A 25,551-nucleotide genomic window follows, 5' to 3' on the forward strand; every position below is an offset into this window, starting at 1 on the left:
GTCCGGTTCCAGTTGCTCGAGTTTCGCTACTCCGTTCGGTGAACCCGACCGGGTTCCGGCCGATTCCGGAATTGATCACACGGTCCGCGATCGGTGCCCGGTGATCAATTCCGCGACCGCCCGCTCATTCCTGCACGGGAAATACGCGATCGACCGAATGAAGCGGTAGCGGGAGCGGTGGCGGCTCGGTACTCGCGCGCACCCCGGGGCCGAAGTGACGGCGGTTTACCGACGAGTCGCCGGTGGTTCATGTGGTTCACGGGAGGGCGGGGCGGTCACCGGCCGGCGCGCCGCGACGGCCGGTGACCGAGTGACGCGAGCGGCCGCGCGCACCGCTTCCCGGGCTAACCCGCGCACCTGGGGGAGGGTCGGGTGCGGCACCGCCGGAACGGCTCGGTAACCTGAGGCCGCTGACAGACACTTAGGGCGGCTTTACCCGGGTCGCCAAACGCTCGAGTCAAGGAGTTGCCGCCCCGTGAGCAGCAGCCTTCGACGCGGCGCACTCGCCGCCGCCGCCATCGCGTTCTCGATCGCCTCGCTCTCCGCGTGCGCGGCCGGCAACAACGCCCAGACCCTGCAGATCCAGCCGGACAACGCCGCGACGACCGTCGGCGACATCAAGATCCAGAACGCCATCGTCGTCACCCAGCCGGACCTGGAGTCGACCGGCCCCGCCGTCGTCTCCGCCACGCTGTTCAACGAGGGCGACACCGACCAGACGCTGGAGTCGGTCACCCTTCCCGGCACCGGCAAGTCCGCCGAGCTGTCCCCCGCCGAGGGCGGCAGCCTGACCGTCCCGGCCGGCGGTTCGCTGATCCTCGGCGGCGAGGGCAACGCCTCCGCCGTCCTGCCCAGCAGCCGGGAGGCCGTCCGCGACGGCAACGCGCAGCCGGTCACGTTCACCTTCAGCGAGACCGGTGAGGTGAGCCTGCGGGCGATCGTCTACCCGGCCGAGAGCTTCTTCGAGGAGTGGGGCCCGAGCGACATCCCGAACGCGCCGGGCGGCTCGCCGGAGCCCTCGGCGGAGTCCTCCGACGAGCCGGCCGACGGCAGCACGGACGAGTCCGGCGACGCCCCGGCCGACGAGGAGACCTCCGGCTCCGAGACCCCGACGGACGCGGCCTCCGCCAGCCAGCCCTCCAACGGCTGACCGACGCACCGACGCCGAAGGGCGGGCCCCCGGTCGGGGACCCGCCCTTCGTGTCGTCGCGGGCGGTCGCGCCCTCCCGCCGGCCTACGGCTCGAACTTGTAGCCCAGTCCCCGCACCGTCACCAGGTAGCGCGGCGCCCCGGGGTCCGGCTCGATCTTCGCGCGCAGCCGCTTCACGTGCACGTCGAGCGTCTTGGTGTCACCGACGTAGTCGGCCCCCCACACCCGGTCGATGAGCTGCATCCGGGTCAGCACCCGGCCCGCGTTGCGCAGCAGCATCTCCAGCAGGTCGAACTCCTTCAGCGGCAGGTCCACCTTGGTGCCGCCCACGGTGACCACGTGCCGGTCGACGTCCATGCGCACCGGTCCGGCCTCCAGGGCCGCCGGGGTCACCTCCTCCGGCTCCCCGCGGCGCCGCAGCACCGCGCGGATCCGCGCGACCAGCTCGCGCGAGGAGAACGGCTTGGTGACGTAGTCGTCGGCACCTATCTCCAGCCCGACGACCTTGTCGATCTCACTGTCCTTGGCGGTCACCATGATGACGGGGACGTTGGAGCGGCCGCGCAGCTGGCGGCACACCTCGGTGCCCGGCAGCCCGGGCAGCATCAGGTCGAGGAGGACGAGGTCGGCGCCGTTGCGCTCGAACTCGTCGAGTCCGTCGGGCCCGGTGGTCGCGACGGCGACCTCGAAACCCTCCTTGCGGAGCATGTACGACAGGGCGTCGGAGAAGGACTCCTCGTCCTCGACGACGAGCACTCGGGTCACGGAAGGACCTCCGGGGAGGGAAGCGTTGCGTACGCGGATGGATCGGAAGTGCGGGGGGATGGGTCGGAACCGTCGGGGGATGGGTCGGAACCGTGGGGGGTGGGGTGGGACGCCCGTCCGGCCTCGCCGTCGAGGCCTTCCGTGTCGTCGTCCCGGTGGGACGTCTCGCGGGCCCGGTCGCGGGCGGCACGGCCCTCCGGCAGCCGCAGGGTGAAGGTGGAGCCCTGGCCCTCGGCGCTCCACACGGTGACTTCCCCGCCGTGCGAGGCGGCCACGTGCTTCACGATCGCGAGGCCCAGTCCCGTGCCGCCGGTGGCGCGGGAACGGGCGGGGTCGACGCGGTAGAAGCGCTCGAAGACGCGCTCCTTGTCCTTCTCCGAGATGCCGATGCCCTGGTCGGTCACGGCTATCTCGATCAGGTCCCCGCCCGGCTGGGCGACCGTGCGGGCCACGATGCCCACACGGGTGCGGGCGGGCGAGTAGTTGACCGCGTTCTCGACGAGGTTGCCGAGGGCCGCGGCGAGCTGGCCCCGGTTGCCCCAGATGCGCAGGTCGTCGGCGCCCGCCGCGGCCATGGTGATCTCCTTGGTGCCCGCCGCGTGCCGGCAGCGGTCGACGGCCTCGGCGACCAGCTCGTCGACGCGCACGGGTTCGGCGTCCTCCAGCGGGTCGTCGTTCTGCACCCGGGAGAGGTCGATGAGCTCCTGCACCAGGCTCGTCAGCCGGGTCGCCTCGATCTGCATGCGGCCCGCGAAGCGCTCCACGGCCTCGGGGTCGTCGGAGGCGTCCATCACGGCCTCGGAGAGCAGCGAGAGCGCGCCCACGGGGGTCTTGAGCTCGTGGCTGACGTTGGCGACGAAGTCGCGTCGTACGGCCTCGATGCGGCGGGCCTCGGTGAGGTCCTCGACGAGCAGCAGGACGAGCCGGGAGCCGAGCGGCGCCACCCGCGCGGACACCGCGAGGGCCTCGCCGCGTCCGGTCCCCCGGCGGGGCAGGTCCAGCTCGACCTGGCGTATCTCGCCGTCGCGGCGCGTGTCGCGGGCCATCTTGAGCATGGGTTCCACGGCGAGCTTCCCGCCGCGGACCAGTCCGAGGGCGTACGCGGCGGAACTGGCCTTGACCACCGCGTCGGCCTCGTCGAGCACGACCGCGGACGAACGCAGTACGGACAGCACGGTGTCGACGCCCGGCGGGAGGACCGGGTCGGTGTGCAGGGAGGTGCGCGTGGGGCGCCTCTGTTCGCGTTCGCTGAAGCGGACCGCGAGCATGGCGATGACGCCGGTGAGCACTCCGGCGATCGCTGCCACTGCGGCGACCGCCGCGTTCACGTCCATGAGTCCAGGTTAGGCATGGCGCGGCCGGTCCCCACAGCCGTCGGCGGGCGACCTCGAACACTCGTCGCCCAGAGTTCACCTTGGAGCCAGGGATGGTTCATTTGGGGTGACGGAACCGGACGCGTAGGGGGCCGAACGTGGGAGCGTGGGCAGGAGCCCAGGCCCCTAAAGCCCGGACAGACGTACGAGAGGAAGCCTGATGCGGGACGCGTACCACGAGGAACTGGATTCGATCGGCGACGGTCTGGTGGAGATGGCCCGGCTGGTCGGCTCGGCGATCGGGCGCGCCACGACCGCCATCCTCGACGCCGATCTGAAGCTTGCGGAGCACGTGATCGAGGCCGACCAGAAGGTCGACGAGCTCCAGCACGAACTGGAGGCGCGGGCCATCGCCCTGCTGGCACGCCAGCAGCCGGTGGCGACCGACCTTCGCATCGTCGTCACCTCGCTGCGGATGTCGGCCGACCTGGAGCGCTCCGGCGACCTCGCCCAGCACGTGGCGAAGCTCGCGCGGCTGCGCTACCCGGACCGCGGGGTCCCGGCCGACCTGCACGCGACCATCCTGGAGATGGGCCAGCTCGCGCAGCGCCTGATGGCGAAGGCCGCCGAGGTGATCATCACCAAGGACGTCGACCTGGCGCTCCAGCTGGAGCAGGACGACGACGCGATGGACCTGCTGCACCGCACCCTGTTCCAGCACCTGATGGACGACCGCTGGAAGCACGGCATCGAGACGGCCGTCGACGTCACGCTCCTGGGCCGCTACTACGAGCGTTTCGCCGACCACGCGGTCTCGGTCGCCAAGCGGGTCGTCTACCTGGTCACGGGCGAGCACGCGGACGAGATCCAGGCGGAACTCCAGACGGAGATCCAGACGGTGCCGGGGGCGACGGAGGCCTGACCGCGGCTCACCCGACGGGCGTGCGCGGGGCGGCGTGCGCGGGCTGGGCCGCCCGGGCCGGCGTGCGCGGGCCGGCGTGCGCGGGCCGGCGTGCGCGGCTCGGCCGGGGCGTGTACGAGCCTCGATGCGCCGTTGATGCGCCCGGTGGGGCGGGCGTCCAATGGGCGAAGGTGTGCGCAGGCCCCAGCCCCGAGGAGGCACCCATGGCCGAATCCCCCGGCACGACGCCCGACCCCACGCAGGAGCGCGAGACCGAGCAGCCGGCCGAGATCAGGCACCTCACCCTGATCGCCGCCTGCGGCTGCGGCTCGGGCTGCGGCTGCGGGTGCCAGTCGGGCAACCCGTGCCAGTGCGGCTGACGCGGTAGGTACGTCACGGGGGCCCCGGCGCCGACACGGCCGCCGGGGCCCCCGCCGCGTCTCAGGACGCCCGCACCCCGGGCGCCGCCTCCGCGGCCCTCGGGACGACCGTCCCCGCGCCCTCCTCCGGCATGCGGCGCATCAGCAGCGCGTACCCGAGGCCGGCGACCGTGCCGACGACGGCACACATCCCCCACAGCCACGCGGCGCCCCAGTGGTCGATGACGAAGCCGGACATCAGCGGGGCGACCAGGGCGGCGACCGCCCAGGACATGGTGTACATGCCCTGGTAGCGCCCGCGTCCGTGCACCGGGGAGAGCGCGACGACGAGCCCGGTCTGGGTCGGCGCGTTGACGATCTCGGCGAGCGTCCACACGCACACCGTGAGGGCGAAGACGGCGACCGAGTCGGCGAACGCGGTGAGCCCGAACCCGTACCCGGCCAGCAGGGACGAGGCGATGAGCAGCTGCCGCGGGTCCCGCTTGTCGATGAACCGGGTGACGGGAAGCTGCAGGACGACGATCAGCACCCCGTTGACGGCGATGGCCATGCCGAAGTCGGCGGGCGAGAACCCCGCCTCCCCCATGGCGACCGGCAGCCCCAGGTACCCCTGCTGGAAGACGAGCGCGATGAGGAACGACAGCCCGACGACACTCATGTACCGCCCGTCCCGCACCACGGTCCACATCGAGACGGCGTCCTTCTCGCCCGAGGGACCCGCCACGTCCTCCCCGGGCCGGGACTCGGGCAGCTTCACGAAGACGAGCACGGCGCAGACCAGCGTCATCCCCGCCTCGATCAGGAACCCGGCGAGATAGCTGACCTCGGCGATGAACCCGGCGCCCGCGGAGGAGATCGCGAAGCCCAGGTTGATGGCCCAGTAGTTGAGCGAGAAGGCCCGGACCCGGTCCTCGGGCCGCACGATGTCCGCCATCATCGCCTGCACGGCGGGCCGGGAGGCGTTGGAGGCCATGCCGACGAGGAAGGCGACGGCCGCGATGGCGACGGGGTCCCGCATGAAGCCGAGCAGGGCCACGGACAGCGCGGTGGCGGTCTGGGAGACGAGCAGCGTGGGCCGCCGCCCCAGCCGGTCGGTCATCACCCCGGCGCCGAGCGACGAGATCACCCCGCCCAGCCCGTGCAGCGCGGCGACGAGACCGGCGTACGACGCGGAGTACCCGCGGTCCAGCGTCAGGTACAGCGCCATGAAGGTGGCGACGAACGCGCCGAGCCGGTTGACGAGGGTGCTGAGCCACAGCCACCAGAACGCCCGGGGAAGCCCCGAGACGGACTCCCGCAGCGCACGTCTCACTCCGGCGACTGGCATGTGACCCCCCGTGGAACCCAGGTGCGCCCTGGCGTGCCCTGGTGTGCTGATGTAAGCGGCCGTGGCGGCCAGCACAACTTACATAAACCGCCGACGGGATGACCACTCGATTAACGGACCCCCTCGGCCGTCCGCCCAGCGGGCGGGGCGCGCGACGCCCGAGGAGCGTCGATTACGCTCGGCCCCATGGCCGACGCACCGTACAAGCTGATCCTCCTCCGCCACGGCGAGAGCGAGTGGAACGAGAAGAACCTGTTCACCGGCTGGGTGGACGTCAACCTCACCCCGAAGGGCGAGAAGGAGGCGACGCGCGGCGGCGAGCTGCTCAAGGACGCCGGCCTGCTGCCCGACGTGCTCCACACCTCCCTCCAGAAGCGCGCGATCCGCACCGCGCAGCTCGCCCTGGAGTCCGCCGACCGCCTGTGGATCCCGGTGAACCGCAGCTGGCGCCTGAACGAGCGTCACTACGGCGCCCTCCAGGGCAAGGACAAGGCGCAGACCCTCGCGGAGTTCGGCGAGGAGCAGTTCATGCTGTGGCGCCGCTCCTACGACACCCCGCCGCCCCCGCTCGCCGACGACGCCGAGTACTCCCAGTTCGCCGACCCGCGCTACGCGACCCTCCCGCCGGAGCTGCGCCCGCGCACGGAGTGCCTGAAGGACGTCGTCGTCCGGATGCTCCCGTACTGGTTCGACTCGATCGTCCCCGACCTCCTCACCGGCCGCACGGTCCTCGTCGCCGCCCACGGCAACAGCCTGCGCGCCCTGGTCAAGCACCTCGACGGCATCTCGGACGCCGACATCGCGGGCCTCAACATCCCGACGGGCATCCCCCTGTACTACGAGCTCGACGCCGACTTCAAGCCGGTCACCCCCGGCGGCACGTACCTCGACCCGGAGGCAGCGGCAGCCGCCATCGAGGCGGTCAAGAACCAGGGCAAGAAGAAGTAAGCGCCCACGAACAAGCCCCCTGCCTGCGGGTTATCCGTCGGCAGGGGGCTTTTCGTTACCTCTGGGCCGTCTTCGGTCATGAGCGAGGCTTCGTGAGGATCCCGGGCGGTCAGTGAGACCCACGGCGTGAACATCCCAGCGGGCTCTCCCCCCATCAGAGCGACGACGGACTCTCGCACCGGTCACGCCGCCATGCGTACGCACCGGGTGACGTCTCGACCACCTCACAGGGATGGACCTCACGCACCCGGGTGAGGAGGCCGCGCTGCTCTGCGGCCCATGCCGGCGGCAGTACGGACAACGGGAGGGCCACCGTGATTCCGGTCGACGGCCCGTCGTGCACGGACACCAGGAGCTCGCCGCTCCCCCGGGGCTCGAACGTCAAGGAAGGGGTCCGCCCGGAGTCGAGCCACGTGGCGGACCGTCGGGCTTCCAGCTTCGTCAGGCACTCCTCCCAGTCCTCGAGGTCCTCAGGGAAGACGGTCACCGCGAGGGAGGCGTCGAGGGAGTTCTCAGCCACGATGACGATCTCGCAATCGAGGAGGTCGTGGCCGGTCAAAATGCCGGGCTGATGGCGGCCCAGGACGCGTACGGTGACACTGTGGCCGCTGGTGCCGGGCCTGTCGGCCAGGTGGATGAGATCGATGACGCCGTCCGTCGAGCCCATGGGTGCCCTCCCCGAAGTAACAAGGTCCCAGCATCATGCCGAAGCGCCCCAGCGAGCGGAGCACTCGGCCATGCCGGTCCCAGCGGCTGGGACGCGCAACGGCCGGTGCGGCCGAACAGGCAGCGCCCCGCTCACCGTGATTCACGACAGCACGACGCCATCATGCCTCCGGCCTGCGGATTCCTTGCGGAGCGGGACGTTCCGGTGGGAGGGGTGGTGAAGGAGGAGACGGTGGCCACAGCGGGCAGGGGCGTTGTGGTCGCATACTGGGGTTGATGACTAAACCTCATGCTTCGAAGCGCCATCTGCCCACCAGCCCCTTCAAGGCCGCGGTCGCACCGGCTCCCAAGCACTTCGCCGTGGGCGACCAGGTCACCCACGACGTGTACGGACTCGGCCGGGTGATCGGCATCGAGGACGGAATCGCCGTGCTCGTGGACTTCGGTTCCGGGCAGCAACTGCGGATCCTGAGCCCGTACGCCAAGATGACCAAGCTGTAGCAACCGCTGTGCCCGGTCACGGCACACCAGGCCCCCTCGGGGGCCTGTACCGAAAGTGAGCCCCCTCATCGAAACGACCTCGCTGTTCTCCGCTCCGGAGACGCAGCCCAGCGGTCCCGCCGCGGCATCGCCGCCTCCGGCGACCAACCCCTTCCAGAGCCCGGAGTTCGGGGAGGACGACGCCTTCGCGCCCGAGGAGGGACACGGACCGGCCACCTCATCCCGCCTCGGTTAGCACGCGCGGACGGGCCGCACGGTCAGCAGCGGGGCCTGCGGCGCGCGGGGAAGCGCCGCCGGAACCGGTCGGCGATGTCCCCCACGACGGCCGGTACGTGGCTGACGCGCCGGCCTCCGGGCCCGGCTCGACGGCGGCCCTCGTCGTCTTCGCCCTCGTCTGCCGTGTCCGCGTGCCGGCCCCTGACCGCAAACCCCTGAACCGGACCGGGCGCGAGTGCTTGACTGGCGTCCATGTCGACGACTCTCGGTGTGCCCACGCCCGACCAGGCCTCCTACATGCTGCGGGCCGCCGCCGGTGACGCCGGGCGCGCGTACAAGCGGCGGATGCTCGACCTGCTGGACATCCGGGCCGGCCACGCCGTCCTGGACGCGGGCTGCGGCCCCGGTACGGATCTGCCGGCGCTGGCGGAACGCGTCGGCGACGGGGGCACCGTGATCGGTGTGGACCGGGACCCGGCGATGCTGGACCGGGCCCGGGCGCGCACGGACGGCCTGCGCCGGGTGGAACTGCGCGAAGGGGACGTCCACGCGCTGCCCGTCGAGCCGGGGACGATGGACCGGGCCAAGGTGGACCGTGTCCTCATGCACGTCGCCGACCCGGCGAAGGCACTCGCGCAACTCCGCCTCGCCACCCGGCCCGGGGCGCTGGTCGGCCTGGCCGAACCCGACTGGGACACGCTGATCGTCGACGCCGAGGACCTCGGCACCAGCCGTGCCTTCACCCGGTTCACCACGGCGGAGGTGGTACGGAACGCGACCATCGGCCGGAGCCTCGCCCGCCTCGCCGAACAGGCAGGGTTCCGTGTCGAGGCCGTCGACGCCACGACACCCGTCTTCCGCGACTTCGGCGAGGCCGACCACACCCTGGGGCTCGGCCGGAATCTGCGCAAGGCCGTCGACGGGGGGCACATCGGCCTCGACCGCGGTCACGCCTGGTTCTCCGCGCTGTCCCAGGGGCCCTTCTACGCCTCGTTCACGCTGGTCAGCGTGGTCTGCTCGCGCTGACCCGGCCGGTCACGCCGCCCCCTCGGCGTCCGGCGCCGACCCCCGGGCGATCAGCACGTCGGCCTGGTGGTGCCAGCCGAGGGAGGAGTAGAGGCGTTGGCCGTCCTCGCTGGCGAGGAGAAGACCGGTACGGGCGCCCTGGGCCACGGCGGCCTCCGCCAGGGCGCTCATCACGGCGCGCCCCAGTCCGCGCCGGCGGTGCGCCGCGTCCGTCTCGACACGGTCGGCGATCGCGTCACCGCCGACCACGGCGACGGTGCCGCGCGCCGCGACCTCTCCGGAGGGGCCGTGGAGGGTGACGCCCGTGACGGGTCCCTCGGTGCGCACCTCGATCCCGTACGGCGCGGCGGGCGTGTGCCGCGGGTGTCCGGTCAGGTCGGTCGTCATGAGCCACTCGGACCGGCGGTGCAGTTCGAGTCCCGCGGCGCCGACGACGGCTTCCACCGTGCTGGGGCGCGCCGTGGGCACGGTGAGCCAGGTGACCTGCGGCGCGGCGGCGACCGCTGCCGCCAGCCGTGCCAGGGACCCGGGTTCCTCGTCCGCGCGCAGCGCGAACACCTCGACCTCTCGGCCGGGTTGCCGGCACTCGGACCGCAGGCCGTCCCCGGCGGACCCGACCGGTTCGGCCTCGGGCAGGGAGCGGGCCGTGGTCCAGCCGTTCAGCCAGCGTCGTATCAGGTCGGCTTCGGTCTTCGTCATCCGGCGATTGCACCACGACCGCGGCACGACCATCCGGCCATCTGGCTACGGGCGTTCAGCGGGGCCTACGGCATCGCGCCGCACCAGTACCTGATGTCACGCCGGGTGGGGCGGGCGCGGCGGACGCTGCGGGAGGGGTGGCCGGCCGGCGGGGTCGCGGTCGCCACCGGGTTCTACGACCAGGCCCGTCCGACCCGGCACTTCCGGCGGCTGGTGGGCGTCACTCCGGGGCGTTGCCGGGCGAGGGGCGCTCCAGCAGGTGGGTGAACGCGTCCAGGTTGCGGGTGGATTCGCCGCGTGAGACGCGCCAGTCGTACTCCTTGCGGATCGCGGAGGCGAACCCGAGCTCCAGCAGGGTGTTGAAGCTGCCGTCGGCGGCCTCGAGGACCTGGCCGAGGAGCCGGTCGACCTCGTCCGCGGTGACGGCGGGCAGGGGGAGCCGGCCGGTGACGTAGATGTCGCCGAGCGGGTCGACGGCGTAACTCACGCCGAAGAGCTTGAGGTTGCGCTCGAGGAGCCAGCGGTGGACGCCGGCCTCGTTCTCGTCGGGGTGGCGGATGACGAAGGCGTTGAGGGAGAGCGTGTGCCGTCCGGCGATGAGGGAGACGGTCGTGGACAGCTTGCGGGTGCCGGGGAGTTTCACCACGTAACTGCCGGGTGCCGGGCTCTCCCAGTCGAGTTCGGCGTCCTTCAGGACGCCCTCGATGACCTGCGCCGCCCGCTGCTGCTCTGCTTCCGCTGCCTTGTCAGCCATGGTGCGAGCGTACGTGACGGCGGTGGGCCTGGGTCGCGGCCGTGTAGACGTCGGCGGTGGCGGCGGCCGCGGTGTCCCAGCCGAAGAACTGGGCGTGCCGGGCGGCGGCCTCGCCCATGCGGTCGGCGAGGTGCGGGTGGTCGGCGAAGTCGCGCAGCACCCGCGCGTACGCCCGCGGGTCGTGTCCCTGCACGAGGAAGCCGGTGTGCCCGTCCCGTACGGCGACCGGGAGGCCGCCGACCGCGGCGGCGAGGACCGGGGTGCCCGCGGCCTGCGCCTCTATGGCGACCAGGCCGAAGGACTCGCTGTAGGACGGCATGACGAGCACGGAGGCGGCACGGAACCAGTCGGCGAGCTGCTCCTGCCCGACGGGCGGGTGGAAACGGACGACGTCGGCGATGCCGAGCCGGGCGGCGAGTTTCTGCAGGCCCTCCGGCTTGGCGAGGCCGCTGCCGCTGGGGCCGCCGACCACGGGGACGCAGATGCGGGAGCGCAGCTCGGGGCGCTCGTCGAGGAGGGCGGCCACCGCGCGCAGGAGGACGTCGGGGGCCTTGAGGGGCTGTATACGTCCGGCGAAGAGGGGGATCAGGGCGTCGCCGGGCAGGCCGAGGCGGGCCCGGGCGGCGGCGCGGCCGTCGGCGGGGCGGAAGCGGCCCAGGTTCACTCCGGGGTGGACGACGGCGACCTTGCCGGGGTCGGCGGCGTAGTGCCGCACTAGCTCCTCGGCCTCCCCGGTGGTGTTGGCGATCAGCCGGTCGGCGGCGGTGACGATCTGCGTCTCGCCGATGACGCGGGCGGCCGGCTCGGGGGTGTCGCCGTCGGCCAGGTTGGCGTTCTTGACCTTGGCCATGGTGTGCATGGCGTGCACCAGGGGGACGCCCCAGCGCTGCGCGGCGAGCCAGCCGACGTGGCCGGAGAGCCAGTAGTGGGAGTGGACCAGGTCGTAGTGGCCGGGGCGGTGTCCGGCCCAGGCCTGCATGACGCCGTGGGTGAAGGCGCAGAGCTGCGCGGGCAGGTCCTCCTTGGCGAGGCCCTCGTAGGGGCCCGCGTCGACGTGCCGGACGAGGACGCCGGGGGCCAGCTCGACGGTGGGCGGGAGCGCGGCGGCGGTGGCGCGGGTGAAGATCTCTACCTCGATGTTGATCGCGGCGAGGCGCTGCGCGAGTTCCACGATGTAGACGTTCATGCCGCCCGCGTCGCCGGTGCCCGGCTGGTGCAGCGGGGAGGTGTGCACGGAGAGCATCGCCACGCGGCGTGGCCTGCGGTGCAGGCGCAGCCGCGACGGTGCGGCGGGGGAGCGCCGCCCGAGCCTCGCGATGTACTGGCTCACGTGGCGTTCCTCCTCGCTGCGGCATGACTCTCGGAGGGTCGTGCGGGCCCTCGGGAGTCCTCAACACCGGAAGGCTTCGTTCCCATTTCCGGCGGGGCTCACCGGTCCCGGACTTTGCCGAATCATTACCGGTTGTCGCTCAACCGTTCGAGGAGTGAGGGCGTGGCACGGCGACCCCAACGGCCCCGCCACCGGCAGGGCTCCCACGCCCCCCACCAGCCACCGGCACGGCGCCGCGGGCGGCTACCCCCTTACCCTCATGCGTATGACAGTCCGCGCCGCCTCCCTCCCCGTCGTGGGCACGGTGACGCGCGGCACCACCAACCCCAACCGCCTGCGCCGCATGGACCGCTGGATCGCGGCCACGCACGGCGCGGAACTGCGCCGCGCGGAGGACCCCGTCGCCGTGGACCTGGGGTACGGCGCCGCACCCTGGACGGCGGTCGAACTGCTCGGCCGGCTGCGCACCGCGGCCCCCCGCACACGGGTGGTCGGCGTCGAGATCGAACCCGCGCGGGTCGCGGCGGCGCGGCCGTACGAGCGCGAAGGGCTGGCCTTCGTCCGCGGCGGCTTCGAGGTCCCGGTGCCGGGACGGCCGGTACTCGTCCGTGCGGCGAACGTGCTGCGCCAGTACGACGAGGCCGAGGTGGCCGCCGTGTGGCAGCGGCTGTGCGCGCGGCTGGCGCCGGCCGACCCGGTGACGGGCGGCCGCGGCGGACTGCTGGTCGAGGGCACCTGCGACGAGATCGGGCGCCGGCACGTATGGGTCGCGCTCGGGCCCGAGGGGCCGCGCACGGTGACCTTCGCGACCCGGCTGGGGTCGCTGGACCGCCCCTCCGACCTGGCGGAACGGCTCCCGAAGGCCCTCATCCACCGCAACGTCCCCGGTGAGCCGGTGCACGCCTTCCTGCGCGACTTCGACCGCGCCTGGGCGGCCGCCGCGCCCTACGCCTCGTACGGCGCACGCCAGCGCTGGCTGCGGACGGCCCGGGCGCTCACGGCCGACTGGCCGGTGACGGACGGCCCGGCGCGCTGGCGGCAGGGGGAGATCACGGTGCGGTGGGAGGCGCTGGCCCCGCGCGGCTGACCCGCTCGGGGAGGGACCGGAGACCGAAAGGAAGCCGAGAGGCGCCGGGGACGCCCGCCCGGCCCCGCGGGAACGATCTCCGTGAGTCGTTCGTCACATTGACGGGACGGTTGCCGTGCCCGGAAATGGCGGGTGGGGGCAGGCGGGAAGCGCGACCTCTGTCGTTTCGCGCGCCGGCATGGCAGCATCCCCTCGGCGACCAATTGTTACTGACGGTTAATCAGGCGGGGGTGGCGTCATGGGGACGGGCAAACGCGGGTTTCTCACGGCGGCCGTGACCGTGGTCTGCGCGGTCACCGTGCTGGCCGCGCCGGGTACGGCGTTCGCCGCGCCCACTCCCCCGCCGCCCCCGGGCACGACCGCGAGCGTCACCGTGGTGGTCAGCGACAAGGACCTCGAAGCCGTACGCGAGAAGCTCGAGAAGCTCTACCGCGCGGCGGCCCTCGCCACCGACGAGTACAACGCCGCCGAGGAGAAGACGCGCGAGCAGTCCGGCCGGATCGCCCGGCTGGCGGAGAAGATCGTCGAGGGCGGCCAGAAGCTCGACGGGCTGAAGGCCCGCGCGGGCGCCGCGGCCGCCGCCCAGTACCGCGGGGGCGGACTGCCGCCCGAGGCCCGCCTCATGCTGAGCGGGGACCCGCAGGAGTTCCTCGACGGCGCGGGCCGGGTCCAGCGGGGCGAGCACGCGACCAAGGGACTGCTCGGGGAAATGACCCGCACCCAGCGGGACTTGGTGCAGTACAAGCAGGACGCGGACGCCCAGTGGAAGAAACTGGAGGCGGGCCGCAAGGCCAAGGCCGAAGCGCAGAAGAAGATCGAGAAGCAGATCGAGGCGGCCGAGAAGGTCGAGTCCGACCTGGAGCAGGAGCAGCGGGAGCGCCTGGTCCGGCTGGAGCGGCAGGCCGCCGCGCGGGCCCAGGCGAGCTGGCTGGGCTCCGGCATCCTCGACGAGATCGACGGCAAGGCGACGGAACAGGGCAAGAAGGCCGTGGCGTACGCCACCGCGCAGATCGGGAAGCCGTACCAGTGGGGCGCCGAGGGACCCAACACCTACGACTGCTCCGGACTGACCTCGCAGGCCTGGGTGTCGGCCGGACGGGGCATGCCGCGCACGTCCCAGGCGCAGTGGCAGCAGCTCGAGCGCGTCGCCGTGAAGGACATGCGGCCCGGCGACCTCATCATCTACTTCGACGACGCCAGCCATGTCGGCATGTACGTGGGCGACGGTGTCATGGTGCACGCCCCGCGCCCCGGACGGTCGGTGACGCTCGCGGGAGCCGGCTCGCTGCCGATCCTCGGGGTCGTACGACCGGACGCGACCGCGAACTGACGCGTACGGCCGGCGGGCGGACCGCGCCGCGGCCGGCGGGCGGACCGTACCGCGCCGCCCGCACCACCCCGATCCGCTCAACGCCCCGAGAAGTGGGGCAAAGTGACGCACAGCACGTCGATCGTGCGGCCAAACGGCGCGCGGACGTGACGTTCGTCATCCGCTCGGCGCCTCCGGCCTGTCCAACTGCGGTAGCAAACGCGGCATATGACAGCGGCCGGAGGCGGAGCCGGATGGCTCACGGCATTCCGCTGCGCCGCCGTCTACCGCTATCGTCCCCGTTCGAAGGGGCAGCCCCTGCTCGCGCACAGAGCTGAGAGCCGGGGACAGGGCCGCAATCCGTCGCCCCCGTCATGCCCTCGGGGGGAGGGAAGGAACCCGGAACAATGCCCGCACCCGTACCGCGGCAGAGAGCGATCCCGGCCGCGGAAGGTGGTCAGGCGCCGGCCGCCGCACCCAGCAAGGGCTCCGCCCAGGACTCCGCGGAGGCCAGGACGGCCGCCCCGCACACGGCCGCCGCGACGTCCGAGAACGGCGCCTCCGACCGGACCGGCACCGCACCGGACAGGTCCGAGACGGCCGCCCACACCAACCTCACCCTGCTGCTGATCGAGAACGACCCCGGCGGCTCGCCGATCGTGCCGGATCTGCTCGACCAGTCCGGCAAACCGATCCGCGTCCGCACCGCCCGCAACCTCACCGAGGCCGAGCGGCTGCTGACCGACGACGTCCACTGCATCCTGCTGGACCTCGCGCTGCCCGCACCGGGCCCCGCGGGCGACGGTGACGAGCTCGCCGTGCTCAAGCACGTCCTCGAACTCGCGCCCCGGCACGCGGTGCTCGCCCTCACCGGCGCCGACGACACCGAGCGCGGCGCGGAGGCCGTACGGGTGGGCGCGCAGGACTATCTCGTCCGCGACGAGCTCGACGGCCGGCTGCTGAGCCGGGCGATCCGCTACGCGGTGGAGCGCAAGCGGTCCGACTCCGCCGAGCGGCGGCTCGCCGAGGGCCGGGTGCGGGCCCAGGAGAACCGGCGGCTGGAACGCGGCCTGCTGCCCACCCCGCTGCTGGACGGATCCTCGCTGCGCTTCGCCGCCCGCTACCGTCCCGGCCGCTCGCGCGCCCTGCTCGGCGGGGACTTCTACGACGTCGTCCGCACCCCGGACGGCACCGTGCACGCCATGATCGGCGACGTGTGCGGACACGGCCCGGACGAGGCCGCCCTCGGCGTGGAGCTGCGGATCGCCTGGCGGGCGCTGACCCTGGCGGGGCTGTGCGGGGACCAGCTGCTCGGCACCCTCCAGGAAGTGCTGGAGCACGAGCGCTCGGACGACGAGATCTTCGCGACCCTGTGCACGGTCGACATCGCGCCCGACGGCCGCCGGGCGGGCCTGTGCCTGGCCGGCCACCCCTCACCCCTGGTCGCCCGCCCCGGCACGCCCGCGCGTCTGCTGCCGTACGACAACAACGGCCCGGCGCTCGGACTGCTGCCGCACGCCCGCTGGCCGCGGACACAGGTGGAGCTGGGCGCCGAGTGGAGCCTGATGCTCTACACCGACGGTCTGATCGAGGGCCGGGTCGGCGACACCGGCGAGCGGCTCGGCCAGGACGGCATGGTCGAGATGATCCGCCGGCAGCTCTCCGCGGGACTGAGCGGTGAGGAGCTGCTGCGGACCGCCGTGAACGAGGTCCGGGACCTCAACGGGGGCGAGCTGACGGACGACGTGGCGGTGCTGCTGCTGGACCGGGGCGTGTGAGCCGGCCCCGCCCCCTCACCCGGCACGGGAACCGGCCCTCCGCCGTGGATCAGCGGTTGCCGTTGTACGGGCCGTAGGGGCCGTCGCTGCTGGAGCCGCCCTTGCGGGTACGGCCGCCGCCGGGCAGGCCGCGCAGGGCCGGGCGGACGTCGACCATGTAGACGATGGTCGCGATCAGGCCGATGATCGGCAGGAACGACAGGATGTTGAAGATCAGGTTCACCACGAAGGCGAGGGCGAGGATGATCAGCCAGAACGGCTTGGTCTTCTTGTCCGCCGCGCGGTAGGCGTCCTCACGGCGCGTGGCCGCGTCGAGCAGCGCGAAACCGCTGAACACGATCAGGGCCATGCTCAGCAGCCACATGAACCCCGCGAAGCCCTGCATCAGCACTACGTCCACCACCCGACTCGGCTCGTCATCTACGCCGTCACCGTACCCGCATACCCGGGCCGGCTATCCGGAGAACGGGCCGGGCATCCGGTAAGTGCCCGGCCCGTCGCACCGGCAGCCGCCTACTTCGCCGGCGGCGTCGTCTTCTTGACGGCGGGCTTGCGCACCGGGGCCTTCTTGGCGGCGGCGGGCCTCTTCACCTCGGTGTCCCCGTTCGTGGCCGTGACGGGCTTGTCGGTGGCGGCCTCGACCGGCTGGGGCCGGGGCGCGGGCTTCGGCTCGGTGACGGGCTCCGGGGACGGCTCGACGGCCACGGCGATGTCCTCGATGCTCTCGGCCGCCTCGCCGCGCCAGGTCTTCACCGTCTGCTCGCCCCGCTCGGCGACCCTCTCGTACGTCTCACGGGCCTTGACCGCGTACTCGGCGGCGATGCCGACACCGCGCAGGGCGAAGTCCTGGGCGTTCTCGCCGAGCTTCTTCAGGTCGGTGTCGAGCGAGCCGATGAGCTCGCCGACCCGCGTCTGGAGGGTCTCCTGCGTCTCCCGGACGCGGACGGTGGCCCGCTCCTGGACGGCCTTGGGGTCGGTGTTGCGCACGGCCTCGATACGGGCCGGGGCCTCGGCGCGCAGCTGCTCCACCAGGGCCGGCACCTTCTTGGCCTGCTGCAGCGCGAGGTCGGCGGTGCCGGCGGCGAAGTAGAGCGGGGTCGGGTCGCTGAGGGTCTTGCGCAGGTCGTCGGTGATGGCCATGGTGATGGTCCTCCCGGAACTCGTTTTCGGCTGAGGGTTCGTATGTGGTCCGCGGCGGGCGGCCGGTGCCCTGGTCCGGTTAGCCGGCCGTCTGCCGCGGATCGCTGTCGTTGTCGCTGCCGCCGGCCGTGCGGGGCCGGCCCGTGCCGGACGCACCCCCGCGGGCCGTACGGCTCCGGCGTATCACGGCATCGCCGTCCGGAGCGTCCACCGCGCGGGCACTCCCGTCGACGGCCGGGGACAGCCCGGCCGCTTCCGCCGCCCCCGGGTCCTCCGTCGCCTCACCGTCCTCGGCGCCGCCAAACCCGTTCTCCTTGCGGAAGGACTCGTAGATCTGGAGCAGCACCTGTTTCTGACGTTCGGTCAGCGTGGGGTCGGCGAGCAGCGCGGCGCGGGTCTCCACCTCGTCCCGGCCGCGCTCCGCGTCGAGGATGCCAGCCCGGACGTACAGCGTCTCGGCGGAGATCCGCAACGCCTTGGCGACCTGCTGCAGCACCTCCGCGCTGGGCTTGCGCAGTCCGCGCTCGATCTGGCTGAGGTACGGATTGGACACCCCGGCGGCGTCGGCGAGCTGCCGCAGCGACAACTGCGCGTTGCGCCGCTGCTCGCGCAGGTACTCACCGAGATTGCCGACGTTGAGCGATGCCATGCCTCCACAGTGCCCGATGGCGCTAACTATTGCAAGCAGCTGCTTGCAATAGTGTGCCGTCGGCGGGACGAGCCGGATCACCAGGCTCCTCCCACGGCCGGCGATCCCGCGAGATCGCCGAAGCCGACCCGGGGGTCCGCGGGCCACATCACCCCGCACACCGACGGCGGGGGGTGTGGCGGGATGTGATCTTGTGGCGCCGATCACCGTGGTGGAGGCTGAGGCATGCCGAATTCGCCGACCTTCGTCCTCGTCCACGGGGCCTTCGCCAATTCGTTCTCGTTCGCGCCGCTGCAGGCCGAGCTCGGCCTGCTCGGGCACCGCTCGGTCGCGGTGGACCTCCCGGGGCACGGATTCGAGGCGACCTTCCCCGCCGCCTTCCAGGCTCCCCAGGATCTCGACGCGCTCGCCGAGGAGCCGGGGAGCATCAAGGGGGTCACGCTCGCCGACAACGCCGCCCGGGTGATCGAGGTCCTCGAACGGGCCAGGCGGAACGGGCCCACGGTCCTCGTCGGCCACAGCCGGGGCGGCGTCACGATCACCGCCGTCGCCAACGCCCGGCCCGAGCTGATCGACCGGATCGTCTACGTCTCCGCCTGGTGCCCCGTCGGTCTGGACGTGAGCGGCTACTACGCCCAGGCGGAGATGGCGGATGTCGACCCGGGCGCCTTCGCGGCCACGCTCGTCGGGAACCCGGCCGAACTCGGCCTGCTCCGCACCAACTTCCGCACCTCCGACCCGACGGCGCTCGCCGCGTTCAAGCGGGCGTTCGCCGCCGACCTCACCGACGACGAGTTCCGGACCTTCCTCAACACCTTCCAGCCCGACGAGAACCTCGACGCCGGCACGTCCGCCGACCGGGCCCAGGCCGCCACCTGGGGCCGGATCCCCAGGACGTACGTGCGCCTGGCCGCCGACGCCAGCGTCCCGCCCGCCGTGCAGGACCGGATGATCCGCGAAGCCGACGCGCTCACGCCCGGCAACCCCTTCGACGTGCGGACCCTGGAGGGGAGCCACCTGCGCTGGCTCGTCCACCCGCGCCCCGCCGCCGAGCTGCTGTCGGACCTCGCGGTACACCGGCCGTCACCGCCCCACGGCCCGGAGGCGGGCGGACCGACCGCATGACGAGGCGGGACGACGCCGCCAGGGCCGACCTCCTCCACTACCTCCAGTCGGCCCGCGACGCACTGCTGTGGAAACTCCAGGGCCTCTCCGAGTACGACGTCCGCCGGCCGATGACGCCGACCGGCACCAACCTCCTCGGCCTGGTGAAGCACGCGGCCGGCGTCGAGCTCGGCTACCTCGGCGACACCTTCGGCCGTCCGTCCGGCGAGCCCCTCCCCTGGCTCGCGGACGGCGCCGGGACCAACGCCGACATGTGGGCCACCGCCGGGGAGTCACGCGCGTTCGTGGTGGACCTGTACCGCCGGGCGTGGGCGCACGCGGACGCCACGCTCCACGCCCTGCCGCTGGACACGCCCGGCAGGGTTCCGTGGTGGCCGGACGGCAAGGACGAGGTGACGCTGCACCACGCCGTGGTCCGCGTGATCGCCGACACCCAGCGGCACGCCGGCCACGCCGACATCCTCCGCGAACTCATGGACGGCACCGCGGGAACGGACGGCGCCGGCACCGGCCTGCCGTCCACCGACCCGGCCTGGTGGGAGTCCTACCGGGAGCGTCTGGAGCGCACGGCCACCGAGGCCGGCCGCAAGCCGTGACCTGGGCGCCGGCCTCAGCCGGCGCCCACCTCGACCGTCATCAGCGGCAGTGACCGCCCCTCGGCGGAGCCCGACGGCACCGAGCCGATCCGGCGGGCTCCCATCGCGCGGTAGAAGGGCTCCGCGTACGGGTCGGCCTCCAGCCGCAGCCGTGCGAAGCCCAGGCCGCGGGCGACGGCCAGGGCGTGGGTGAAGAGGAGGCGGCCGATGCCGCCGCCGATGGCGGGCGGGTCGACGAACAGCATCCCGAGTTCGCCCTCCGGCGCCCCGCCCTCGACGGTCACGAAGCCGAGCACCCGCCCGTCCCGTTCCGCGACCGCCGTCCGACGGGGCACGACCTCCTCCGGCCGGAGGATCAGCTCGGCCCGGCAGCGGTCGAGGAACTCCCGCTCGTACCCCCAGTGCGCCTTGGAGCGCAGCGCCAGGTCGCTCAGGAGTCCCGCCTCGTGGGGTCCGGCCGCCCTGATCGTCGCTCCACCGCCCCCGGGCCGCGTCGGGCGGCGCCGTGCCGCTGTGCGCGCCGCGCGGGCCCACTCGCCGAGCACGGGAACGCACCGCTCGGCGAAGTACTCGTAGTCCTCGGCGGTGTTGTAGACGTGCGCGGACAGCCGCACGTAGCCGATGCCGTCGAAGCTGGTGAACGCGGCCTCGACGCCCAGTTCGGCGGCGGCCCGGTCGCGCAGGGCGTCGGCGGCGAGGCGGCTGTCGGCGAGGCCGTCGGGCAGCCGCACCAGCCGCATCCCGGGCACGGGCATGCCCACGTCGACCTGGGCGTCCTCGCCGGTCAGTGCGGTGAACGCGGCACCCACGACCCGCTCGGCGTACCCGGCGAGGTCGTCCATGTACCGGCGGGCGGCGGGCCAGCCCCAGGTGGACTCGACGAAGTCGAGGGACGTCCGGGCGGCCAGGTACTGGGTGGCGTCGACCGTGCCCTGCTGGTCGAAGCGGTCGGGGTAGGGGTCGTGGGCGCCCCAGGAGTCGATCAGCGGGCGGAGGCCCTCCCGCAGCGGACCGCGTGCCACCAGGGCGGCCGTACCGCGCGGAGCACAGCCCCACTTGTGCAGGTTCCCCGCCCAGAAGTCGCAGGCCAGCCCTTCCAGTGGGGTGTCGATCAGTCCGGGGGCGTGCGCGCCGTCCACGAGCAGCGGAACGCCGCGCCCGCGCAGCTCCGTACCGATCCGCTCCACCGGGAGCCGCCGGCCGGTAGCCGAGGTGATCTGGTCGACGACGACGAGCGCGGTGCGCTCCCCCACCTCGGCCGTCACGGCCTCGTACGCCCCCTCCTCGTCCGCGTCCAGCGGCACCCTCGCCGTGCGCACCCGCCCGCCCCAGCGGCGGGCGAGCCGCTCGGCGCCCATCGTGACGGCGCCGTAGCCGTGGTCGGTGACCACGATCTCCCCGCCGCCGCGCCGCTCGAGACCGGCGTACACGACGCTCGCCCCGGCGCTCGCGTTCGGCACCAGGGCGAGGTCGCCGGGGTCCGCGCCGAGGAAGGCCGCCAGGCCGCGCCGGGCCGCCGCGAGCCGGCCCGGCAGCCGCGGGAACCACACCACCGGCGCGCGCTCCATCTCCGCGCGCAGTTCCCGCTGCCGCTCCTGGGCGGCCAGCGGTACGGCGCCGAAGGAGCCGTGGTTGAGGTGGCGCAGGGCGGGCTCCAGCGACCAGGCCCGCGCCGCCGGACGCCCGTCGGCCAGTAGCAGGGGACGCGGTGCGGTGACGACCTCGGTCTCGCTCACATGGCTCCCATCCGCGGGGACTTCACACTTCCGGACCGAGTATCAGGTCTCCCTCCGTCCCGAGGGACCCGGACCGTGCCGCACGTGCGAGGCGGACCACCGCGTCCTCACCACCCCTGAGCCGACCGGACCGGGCCGGCGGTGGGCGGCGCGGGCGCATCCGCCGCGCCCTCCCGCGGGCGGAACACCCACCTTTTTGTGCGTACTTGGCACCCCGCCCCGGGTGGTCCAGCCTGGTGGTGCGCCGATCGGGGCGCACGGAGGAAGTGAGGTGGTGCGGACGGCTGTCAGGAGGCCGGGGCGACGACCTCGGCCAGCTTCTCCAGGCGGCGGTGCCCCCAGTCCGACAGGGGCGCCAGCGCCCCGGCCAGTTCACGGCCGAACCCGGTCAGGGAGTAGACCGTCTTCGGCGGCAGTACGTCGTAGACCTCCCGGTGCACCAGGCCGTCCGCCTCCATCTCGCGCAGCGCGTCGGTCAGCACCTTCTCGCTGAGGCCCGGCACCTTGCGGCGCAGTTCGGCCGGCCGGTGCGGGCCGGACTCCAGCAGCCACAGCAGTGTGGTCTTCCACTTGCCCTCGATCACGGCGATCGCGGCGGTCACCCCGCACACGTCCGGATCATGCCGCCGGTGCACCACGCCGCGCCCCTTTCCTCACCAATGACCCTTCACCCTAACGGAGTTGTCCGATGTCCGAGCCCACCTCCAGCACCGCCGTCACCGTCCTCGGCCTCGGCCCGATGGGCCGTGCCCTGGCCGCCGCCTTCCTGGACGCGGGGGTGCGCACCACCGTCTGGAACCGCACCCCGGGGCGGGACGGCGACCTGACCGCGCGGGGCGCGGTCGTGGCCGCCTCGCCCGAGGAGGCCGTCGCCGCCGCCCCGTTGACCGTCGTCTGCGTGGTGAACTACGACGCCTCCGACGCCGTACTGCGCCGGACCGCCGTCGCCACCGCCCTCAAGGGCCGCACGGTCGTCAACCTGAGCGCCGACACCCCCGGCCGCGCCCGGGACACGGCCGACTGGGCCGCCCGGCACGGCGTCCACTACCTGGACGGCGCGATCATGACGCCGACGCCGACCATCGGCACCGCCGACGCGGTGTTCCTGCACAGCGGCCCGGCAGAGCTGTACGAGGAGCACCGGCCGGTGCTGGCGGCCCTCGGCGGCACCCACACCCATCTGGGCGAGGACACCGGCCGCGCCGCCGCGTACGACATCGCCCTCCTCGACATCTTCTGGACGGCGATGGCCGGCTACACGCACGCCCTCGCACTGGCCCGGGCCGAGGGCGTCACCGGCGCCGAACTCGCCCCCTTCGCCCAGGGCATCGCCGCGATCCTGCCGCCGCTGTTCACCGAGTTCGCGGCCGACGTCGACGCCGGTACGTACTCCGGCGAACTGAACCCGATCACCTCGGCCGCGTCGACGATGGCCCACGTCGTCCACGCCTCCGAGGCCCACGGCATCGACGCGAGCGTCATGCGCGTCATCGAGGGCCAGGCCCGCCGGGTCATCGCCCTGGGCCACGGCACGGACGGGTACACGCGGGTGGGCGAGCTGATCGGGCGCCGCTGACGGGTGCGCGCCGGCGACCGCGGTCTCGTAGTCCTTGGGGTCGTCGGTCGCCGGACGGCCCGTTCCCACACTCCGGCATGGCCGAACCCCCTCCAGGCGCCGTCACCCACGGGCCGTGGTGGACGACCGCGGGGACCGGCTTTCGGAGGGAACATGTTCCCCCTTCACCGATGCCGGGGCGAGATAGGGGTTCGCCGGGAAGCGGAGGGGCAGGCCGAGTGCACCACTGGCGACGGCCAGGGTGACCGCGTAGGAGTCCACCGCGCGGCGGACGTTGGGGGCGTCCAGGCTCGCGCCGGTGACGATGCGGTCCAGGTCGATGTAGGCGGAGCGCACGATCTCCAGCCGGCGGTAGACCTGCCAGTCCGTGCGCCAGTCACGGGTGTACTCGGACGGCAGGCGGGCCTCCCAGCGGCGGAACATCCTCTCCCGGATCTCCGGCCGGGTGGGGGTGAGGTGCATGTGCCGGACCAGGTCGTAGAGGGGGTCGCCGACCAGGGCCATCTCCCAGTCGATGAGGGTCAGCGCGTACCGGTCGTCACGACGGACGAGGTTCCAGGGGTTGAGGTCGCCGTGCAGCAGCGACGGCTCCCGGTGTCCGACGTCCCCCCGCGACAGGATCTGGTCCAGCCGCTCCGCGTCCGGCAGCCCCAGCTGCCGGCCGAGCTGCCGCGTCGTCCTGGGCAGGTCCGCCACGATGCGGACCAGCTGGTCCTTGAGCCAGCGGTAGAAGCCCCGTTCCCCGGCCACCGGATCGAGTGGCCGGTAGTCCACCCGTGTCAGGGAAAGGAGCTGGTCCACGAGTCCGTCCGCCTCATGCGGCAGCAGACCGTGCACGGGGTGGTGCGGAGGGCGGTCGATGTCGTGCGGGCCCGCGTAGGTGTGGATGGCGAAGGGGTCGTGCAGGTAGCTCGATCCCAGGGCCAGCGCCCTCGGCGCCGCCACGTCGACGGCGGCCTCCTCGATGGCGCGCAGCACGGCGTGCTCACTGAGGAAGCAGGGCTCCTGTCCCCCGGCTCCGGGCAGCCTCCGTCGTACGACGACGGGATACGCGACGCCCGGAACCCGCACCACGGTGTTGAGGTGGGCCGTGCCCTTGAAGACACGGCCCGCGGGGGCCGCCCCTTCCACGGCCAGTGCCCCCAGGACGGCTGCCTCGGGGAAGTCGGGGGGCAGCGACAGCCGCCCGTCCGGCTGCCAGTCGGTGGCCCGGGCGGACAGGCCCCGGCCGCCTCGTCCCCGGCAACGGGACATCAGCCAGCGGAACAGCGCCCGCTCGATCTCCCGTTCACCGGGCACGCTCCCGAGCCCGAGTGGTTCTGCCGCCGCCTCCAGTGCCCGGCCGACCTCCGCCGTCGCGTCGTCCAGGTCCTTTTGTGAAGAGGATTCCTCCAGGGACCGTGCCGCTCGTATGACGTCCGGGAAGACGGACTGCGCCCGCTCGAAGGCCAGGTAGTGGCCGAGGTCCTTCGCCAGCCCGTTGACGGCGGCGGGACGGATCCGCCGCATGGCCTCCTCCCACGCGTCGATCACCTCCGGCCACTGCCGGTCCGGGTAGCGCATGCGCACGAGATGCACGGCCAGGTCGTGGAGCGGATCGCCGTAGGTCGCCAGTTCCCAGTCGACGCAGACGAGTGGGAGCGTGCCGTCGTGCGGGACGATCAGGTTGTCACGGTGCAGGTCGGCGTGGAGCAGACTGTACGGCCGCCGCACCATGAGGGGCGTCCGGTCGGCCAGCCTGAGCAGTGCGTCCTGCGCCATGCCCAGGGCAGCGAACAGCCCGCCGAAGCCTTCCCAGTTGGGCTGACGGATCTGCCGGTCGGCCGAGAGGGCCAGCGCACGCAGGAAGCCCCGGCTGTCGGTGTCGTCGCGGGGCCGGCAGGGCGGCAGGGGCGGGAGCGAACTGCGCCGCACCTGAGCCATCCGGGCGAGGAGTCCGGCCAGGGCCTTGACGAGCAGCGGATCCACGGGTTCGCCGTTCGGGCTGACGCTGGACAGGGGCACGCCGTCCACATAGCTGTGGACGGCGAAGCCGGGACCCTTGGCCAGGCACTGCGGCACGTGCGGGAGGATCCCCTGGACCGCGCCCAGGATCTCGTCCTCGTCGTCCCAGGTCCGGATCACGACGGGCAGCGCCCCGGCCCGGCGGATCCGGACCGTCACGGACGTCCCCGCCTCACGTCCCAGCAGCCGTGCCTCCCGCGCGGTGAGCCGAAGCACGTGGTTCTGGTGGTGGTGGCCGCTGGTGGTCACCCCGTGCCACGTCGCGTCGCGCACGAGAGCGCGGAGCCGGGCGTCGCGACCCTGGACCGTGGCGTCGGGCGATGCGGGTCCCCCGGGGGCGGGTCGGGGAAGAGGTGGTGCGCCCACTGGCCGCTCCGGGAGGTACGAGGGGAGTCACAACAAGGTAGGCGCGCGGGCTCGGGTCCCGCACGCGGGGTGCCGCACGCGGGGACGCGTCGGGCACGGCGTCACCCGTCTGCCCGAGGTCGCTCCGCGGAAGGCCGTTCGGCTCGGCTGATGTGCCCCTGGAGACGAGCGGAGGGGAGAGCTCGCTCGATCGGTGCGCGCATGCTACT

At 73.1% G+C, this 25,551-nt stretch carries 26 protein-coding genes and 2 pseudogenes; 14 read left to right on the plus strand and 14 right to left on the minus strand.

The genetic code is table 11. From position 1 onward, the window contains the following. The first annotated feature begins 475 nt into the window (after positions 1-475). Positions 476-1,150: a copper chaperone PCu(A)C domain-containing protein gene (locus tag ACZ6A9_RS30345; protein WP_468992016.1), complete on the plus strand. Its 675-nt coding sequence runs from the start codon at positions 476-478 to the stop codon at positions 1,148-1,150. 84 nt (positions 1,151-1,234) lie between these two features. Here ACZ6A9_RS30345 and phoP read toward each other — a convergent pair whose 3' ends face one another. Both phoP and phoR read right to left on the minus strand, forming a co-directional pair. Continuing rightward, positions 1,235-1,915 carry a two-component system response regulator PhoP gene (phoP, locus tag ACZ6A9_RS30350; RefSeq protein ID WP_004929857.1) on the minus strand — a complete coding sequence of 227 codons (681 nt, stop codon included), beginning with the start codon at positions 1,913-1,915 and terminating at the stop codon, positions 1,235-1,237. Next, positions 1,912-3,249 carry a two-component system sensor histidine kinase PhoR gene (gene phoR, locus ACZ6A9_RS30355; RefSeq protein WP_468992019.1) on the minus strand — a complete coding sequence of 446 codons (1,338 nt, stop codon included), beginning with the start codon at positions 3,247-3,249 and terminating at the stop codon, positions 1,912-1,914. The genes phoP and phoR overlap by 4 nt, the downstream gene beginning before the upstream one ends. Positions 3,250-3,448: 199 nt before the next feature. On the opposite strand from phoR, the gene phoU reads away from it, so the two are divergent. Beyond that, positions 3,449-4,150: a phosphate signaling complex protein PhoU gene (phoU, locus tag ACZ6A9_RS30360; RefSeq protein ID WP_468992022.1), complete on the plus strand. Its 702-nt coding sequence runs from the start codon at positions 3,449-3,451 to the stop codon at positions 4,148-4,150. Positions 4,151-4,353: 203 nt separating this feature from the next. Then, a complete protein-coding gene (locus ACZ6A9_RS30365) occupies positions 4,354-4,509 on the plus strand; it encodes a hypothetical protein (protein WP_189561008.1) in 156 nt (51 codons plus the stop codon). A 61-nt stretch (positions 4,510-4,570) separates the two neighbouring features. Here the strand turns inward: ACZ6A9_RS30365 and ACZ6A9_RS30370 are convergent, their stop codons facing one another. Beyond that, positions 4,571-5,836, minus strand: a complete 1,266-nt coding sequence (locus ACZ6A9_RS30370) for an MDR family MFS transporter (protein ID WP_468992026.1) — start codon at positions 5,834-5,836, stop codon at positions 4,571-4,573. A gap of 186 nt (positions 5,837-6,022) precedes the next feature. On the opposite strand from ACZ6A9_RS30370, the gene ACZ6A9_RS30375 reads away from it, so the two are divergent. Then, positions 6,023-6,784: a phosphoglyceromutase gene (locus ACZ6A9_RS30375; RefSeq protein WP_228969806.1), complete on the plus strand. Its 762-nt coding sequence runs from the start codon at positions 6,023-6,025 to the stop codon at positions 6,782-6,784. Positions 6,785-6,938: 154 nt separating this feature from the next. On the opposite strand, the gene ACZ6A9_RS30380 is transcribed toward ACZ6A9_RS30375, so the two are convergent. Next, entirely contained in the window at positions 6,939-7,451 is a 513-nt protein-coding gene (locus ACZ6A9_RS30380; protein WP_468992031.1) for a DUF5959 family protein, read from the minus strand. A gap of 275 nt (positions 7,452-7,726) precedes the next feature. Between ACZ6A9_RS30380 and ACZ6A9_RS30385 the strand changes: the two genes are divergently transcribed. From ACZ6A9_RS30385 to ACZ6A9_RS30395, 3 genes are all read left to right on the plus strand, one after another. Next, positions 7,727-7,951 (plus strand): hypothetical protein, encoded by a 225-nt coding sequence (locus ACZ6A9_RS30385; protein ID WP_228969803.1) that lies wholly within the window; start codon positions 7,727-7,729, stop codon positions 7,949-7,951. Positions 7,952-8,006: 55 nt separating this feature from the next. Beyond that, positions 8,007-8,186 carry a hypothetical protein gene (locus tag ACZ6A9_RS30390; protein ID WP_468992038.1) on the plus strand — a complete coding sequence of 60 codons (180 nt, stop codon included), beginning with the start codon at positions 8,007-8,009 and terminating at the stop codon, positions 8,184-8,186. A 233-nt stretch (positions 8,187-8,419) separates the two neighbouring features. Continuing rightward, positions 8,420-9,193 (plus strand): methyltransferase domain-containing protein, encoded by a 774-nt coding sequence (locus ACZ6A9_RS30395; protein ID WP_468992041.1) that lies wholly within the window; start codon positions 8,420-8,422, stop codon positions 9,191-9,193. A gap of 9 nt (positions 9,194-9,202) precedes the next feature. Here the strand turns inward: ACZ6A9_RS30395 and ACZ6A9_RS30400 are convergent, their stop codons facing one another. After that, on the minus strand, positions 9,203-9,892 hold the full coding sequence (locus ACZ6A9_RS30400) for a GNAT family N-acetyltransferase (protein WP_468992043.1): 690 nt from the start codon (positions 9,890-9,892) through the stop codon (positions 9,203-9,205). 9 nt (positions 9,893-9,901) lie between these two features. Here ACZ6A9_RS30400 and ACZ6A9_RS30405 point away from each other — a divergent pair. After that, positions 9,902-10,159: pseudogene (locus ACZ6A9_RS30405) on the plus strand (helix-turn-helix domain-containing protein); the annotation flags it as partial. On the opposite strand, the gene ACZ6A9_RS30410 reads toward ACZ6A9_RS30405, so the two are convergent. Together ACZ6A9_RS30410 and mshA are read right to left on the minus strand one after the other, a co-directional pair. Next, positions 10,113-10,646, minus strand: coding sequence for a type III secretion system chaperone family protein (locus ACZ6A9_RS30410; RefSeq protein ID WP_468992046.1), 534 nt, complete (start codon positions 10,644-10,646; stop codon positions 10,113-10,115). The pseudogene ACZ6A9_RS30405 and the gene ACZ6A9_RS30410 overlap by 47 nt on opposite strands. Then, positions 10,639-11,976, minus strand: a complete 1,338-nt coding sequence (mshA, locus tag ACZ6A9_RS30415; protein ID WP_468992049.1) for a D-inositol-3-phosphate glycosyltransferase — start codon at positions 11,974-11,976, stop codon at positions 10,639-10,641. Before mshA ends, ACZ6A9_RS30410 begins: the two co-directional genes overlap by 8 nt. Positions 11,977-12,241: 265 nt before the next feature. Between mshA and ACZ6A9_RS30420 the strand changes: the two genes are divergently transcribed. From ACZ6A9_RS30420 to ACZ6A9_RS30430, 3 genes are all read left to right on the plus strand, one after another. Continuing rightward, on the plus strand, positions 12,242-13,063 hold the full coding sequence (locus ACZ6A9_RS30420) for a class I SAM-dependent methyltransferase (protein ID WP_468992052.1): 822 nt from the start codon (positions 12,242-12,244) through the stop codon (positions 13,061-13,063). Positions 13,064-13,301: 238 nt separating this feature from the next. Next, entirely contained in the window at positions 13,302-14,393 is a 1,092-nt protein-coding gene (locus tag ACZ6A9_RS30425) for a C40 family peptidase (protein WP_468992056.1), read from the plus strand. A 386-nt stretch (positions 14,394-14,779) separates the two neighbouring features. Beyond that, positions 14,780-16,150, plus strand: a complete 1,371-nt coding sequence (locus tag ACZ6A9_RS30430; protein WP_468992060.1) for a PP2C family protein-serine/threonine phosphatase — start codon at positions 14,780-14,782, stop codon at positions 16,148-16,150. 49 nt (positions 16,151-16,199) lie between these two features. Here the strand turns inward: ACZ6A9_RS30430 and ACZ6A9_RS30435 are convergent, their stop codons facing one another. The 3 genes from ACZ6A9_RS30435 to ACZ6A9_RS30445 all read right to left on the minus strand — a co-directional run bounded on the left by ACZ6A9_RS30435 (position 16,200) and on the right by ACZ6A9_RS30445 (position 17,939). Then, positions 16,200-16,535 carry a DUF2516 family protein gene (locus ACZ6A9_RS30435; RefSeq protein ID WP_190100303.1) on the minus strand — a complete coding sequence of 112 codons (336 nt, stop codon included), beginning with the start codon at positions 16,533-16,535 and terminating at the stop codon, positions 16,200-16,202. A gap of 128 nt (positions 16,536-16,663) precedes the next feature. Continuing rightward, positions 16,664-17,290, minus strand: a complete 627-nt coding sequence (locus ACZ6A9_RS30440; RefSeq protein ID WP_468992064.1) for a hypothetical protein — start codon at positions 17,288-17,290, stop codon at positions 16,664-16,666. A 79-nt stretch (positions 17,291-17,369) separates the two neighbouring features. Then, a complete protein-coding gene (locus ACZ6A9_RS30445) occupies positions 17,370-17,939 on the minus strand; it encodes a helix-turn-helix domain-containing protein (RefSeq protein ID WP_468992066.1) in 570 nt (189 codons plus the stop codon). 225 nt (positions 17,940-18,164) lie between these two features. Here ACZ6A9_RS30445 and ACZ6A9_RS30450 point away from each other — a divergent pair, with 225 nt between their 5' ends. Both ACZ6A9_RS30450 and ACZ6A9_RS30455 read left to right on the plus strand, forming a co-directional pair. After that, positions 18,165-19,064 carry an alpha/beta fold hydrolase gene (locus ACZ6A9_RS30450; RefSeq protein ID WP_468992070.1) on the plus strand — a complete coding sequence of 300 codons (900 nt, stop codon included), beginning with the start codon at positions 18,165-18,167 and terminating at the stop codon, positions 19,062-19,064. After that, on the plus strand, positions 19,061-19,660 hold the full coding sequence (locus ACZ6A9_RS30455; RefSeq protein WP_468992075.1) for a DinB family protein: 600 nt from the start codon (positions 19,061-19,063) through the stop codon (positions 19,658-19,660). The genes ACZ6A9_RS30450 and ACZ6A9_RS30455 overlap by 4 nt, the downstream gene beginning before the upstream one ends. A 14-nt stretch (positions 19,661-19,674) precedes the next feature. Here ACZ6A9_RS30455 and ACZ6A9_RS30460 read toward each other — a convergent pair whose 3' ends face one another. The 3 genes and pseudogenes from ACZ6A9_RS30460 to ACZ6A9_RS30470 form a co-directional block, all read right to left on the minus strand. Next, on the minus strand, positions 19,675-20,127 hold the full coding sequence (locus ACZ6A9_RS30460; RefSeq protein WP_468992273.1) for a GNAT family N-acetyltransferase: 453 nt from the start codon (positions 20,125-20,127) through the stop codon (positions 19,675-19,677). A 48-nt stretch (positions 20,128-20,175) separates the two neighbouring features. Next, positions 20,176-21,396: pseudogene (locus tag ACZ6A9_RS30465) on the minus strand (aminotransferase class V-fold PLP-dependent enzyme); the annotation flags it as partial. A gap of 287 nt (positions 21,397-21,683) precedes the next feature. Then, positions 21,684-22,034, minus strand: a complete 351-nt coding sequence (locus ACZ6A9_RS30470; RefSeq protein ID WP_468992077.1) for a winged helix-turn-helix transcriptional regulator — start codon at positions 22,032-22,034, stop codon at positions 21,684-21,686. A gap of 50 nt (positions 22,035-22,084) precedes the next feature. Here ACZ6A9_RS30470 and ACZ6A9_RS30475 point away from each other — a divergent pair, with 50 nt between their 5' ends. After that, the gene (locus ACZ6A9_RS30475) at positions 22,085-22,972 is read left to right on the plus strand and encodes an NAD(P)-dependent oxidoreductase (RefSeq protein WP_468992079.1); all 888 of its coding nucleotides are present in this window, start codon (positions 22,085-22,087) and stop codon (positions 22,970-22,972) included. Between the two features lie 102 nt (positions 22,973-23,074). Here ACZ6A9_RS30475 and ACZ6A9_RS30480 read toward each other — a convergent pair whose 3' ends face one another. Further along, positions 23,075-25,249, minus strand: coding sequence for a phosphotransferase (locus ACZ6A9_RS30480; RefSeq protein WP_468992083.1), 2,175 nt, complete (start codon positions 25,247-25,249; stop codon positions 23,075-23,077). Positions 25,250-25,551: the final 302 nt, after the last annotated feature.

This window comes from Streptomyces sp. NPDC041124, from assembly GCF_055592385.1.

Coding starts and splice junctions, on each gene's coding strand:
- ACZ6A9_RS30395 (WP_468992041.1), top strand. CDS start 8,420: ATGTCGACGACTCTCGGTGTGCCCACGCCCGACCAGGCCTCCTACATG.
- ACZ6A9_RS30435 (WP_190100303.1), bottom strand. CDS start 16,535: ATGCAGGGCTTCGCGGGGTTCATGTGGCTGCTGAGCATGGCCCTGATC.
- ACZ6A9_RS30385 (WP_228969803.1), top strand. CDS start 7,727: ATGACTAAACCTCATGCTTCGAAGCGCCATCTGCCCACCAGCCCCTTC.
- ACZ6A9_RS30380 (WP_468992031.1), bottom strand. CDS start 7,451: ATGGGCTCGACGGACGGCGTCATCGATCTCATCCACCTGGCCGACAGG.
- ACZ6A9_RS30425 (WP_468992056.1), top strand. CDS start 13,302: ATGGGGACGGGCAAACGCGGGTTTCTCACGGCGGCCGTGACCGTGGTC.
- ACZ6A9_RS30370 (WP_468992026.1), bottom strand. CDS start 5,836: ATGCCAGTCGCCGGAGTGAGACGTGCGCTGCGGGAGTCCGTCTCGGGG.
- ACZ6A9_RS30445 (WP_468992066.1), bottom strand. CDS start 17,939: ATGGCATCGCTCAACGTCGGCAATCTCGGTGAGTACCTGCGCGAGCAG.
- phoU (WP_468992022.1), top strand. CDS start 3,449: ATGCGGGACGCGTACCACGAGGAACTGGATTCGATCGGCGACGGTCTG.
- ACZ6A9_RS30410 (WP_468992046.1), bottom strand. CDS start 10,646: ATGGCTGACAAGGCAGCGGAAGCAGAGCAGCAGCGGGCGGCGCAGGTC.
- ACZ6A9_RS30475 (WP_468992079.1), top strand. CDS start 22,085: ATGTCCGAGCCCACCTCCAGCACCGCCGTCACCGTCCTCGGCCTCGGC.
- ACZ6A9_RS30440 (WP_468992064.1), bottom strand. CDS start 17,290: ATGGCCATCACCGACGACCTGCGCAAGACCCTCAGCGACCCGACCCCG.
- ACZ6A9_RS30375 (WP_228969806.1), top strand. CDS start 6,023: ATGGCCGACGCACCGTACAAGCTGATCCTCCTCCGCCACGGCGAGAGC.
- ACZ6A9_RS30365 (WP_189561008.1), top strand. CDS start 4,354: ATGGCCGAATCCCCCGGCACGACGCCCGACCCCACGCAGGAGCGCGAG.
- ACZ6A9_RS30450 (WP_468992070.1), top strand. CDS start 18,165: ATGCCGAATTCGCCGACCTTCGTCCTCGTCCACGGGGCCTTCGCCAAT.
- phoR (WP_468992019.1), bottom strand. CDS start 3,249: ATGGACGTGAACGCGGCGGTCGCCGCAGTGGCAGCGATCGCCGGAGTG.
- ACZ6A9_RS30400 (WP_468992043.1), bottom strand. CDS start 9,892: ATGACGAAGACCGAAGCCGACCTGATACGACGCTGGCTGAACGGCTGG.
- ACZ6A9_RS30420 (WP_468992052.1), top strand. CDS start 12,242: ATGACAGTCCGCGCCGCCTCCCTCCCCGTCGTGGGCACGGTGACGCGC.
- ACZ6A9_RS30455 (WP_468992075.1), top strand. CDS start 19,061: ATGACGAGGCGGGACGACGCCGCCAGGGCCGACCTCCTCCACTACCTC.
- ACZ6A9_RS30430 (WP_468992060.1), top strand. CDS start 14,780: ATGCCCGCACCCGTACCGCGGCAGAGAGCGATCCCGGCCGCGGAAGGT.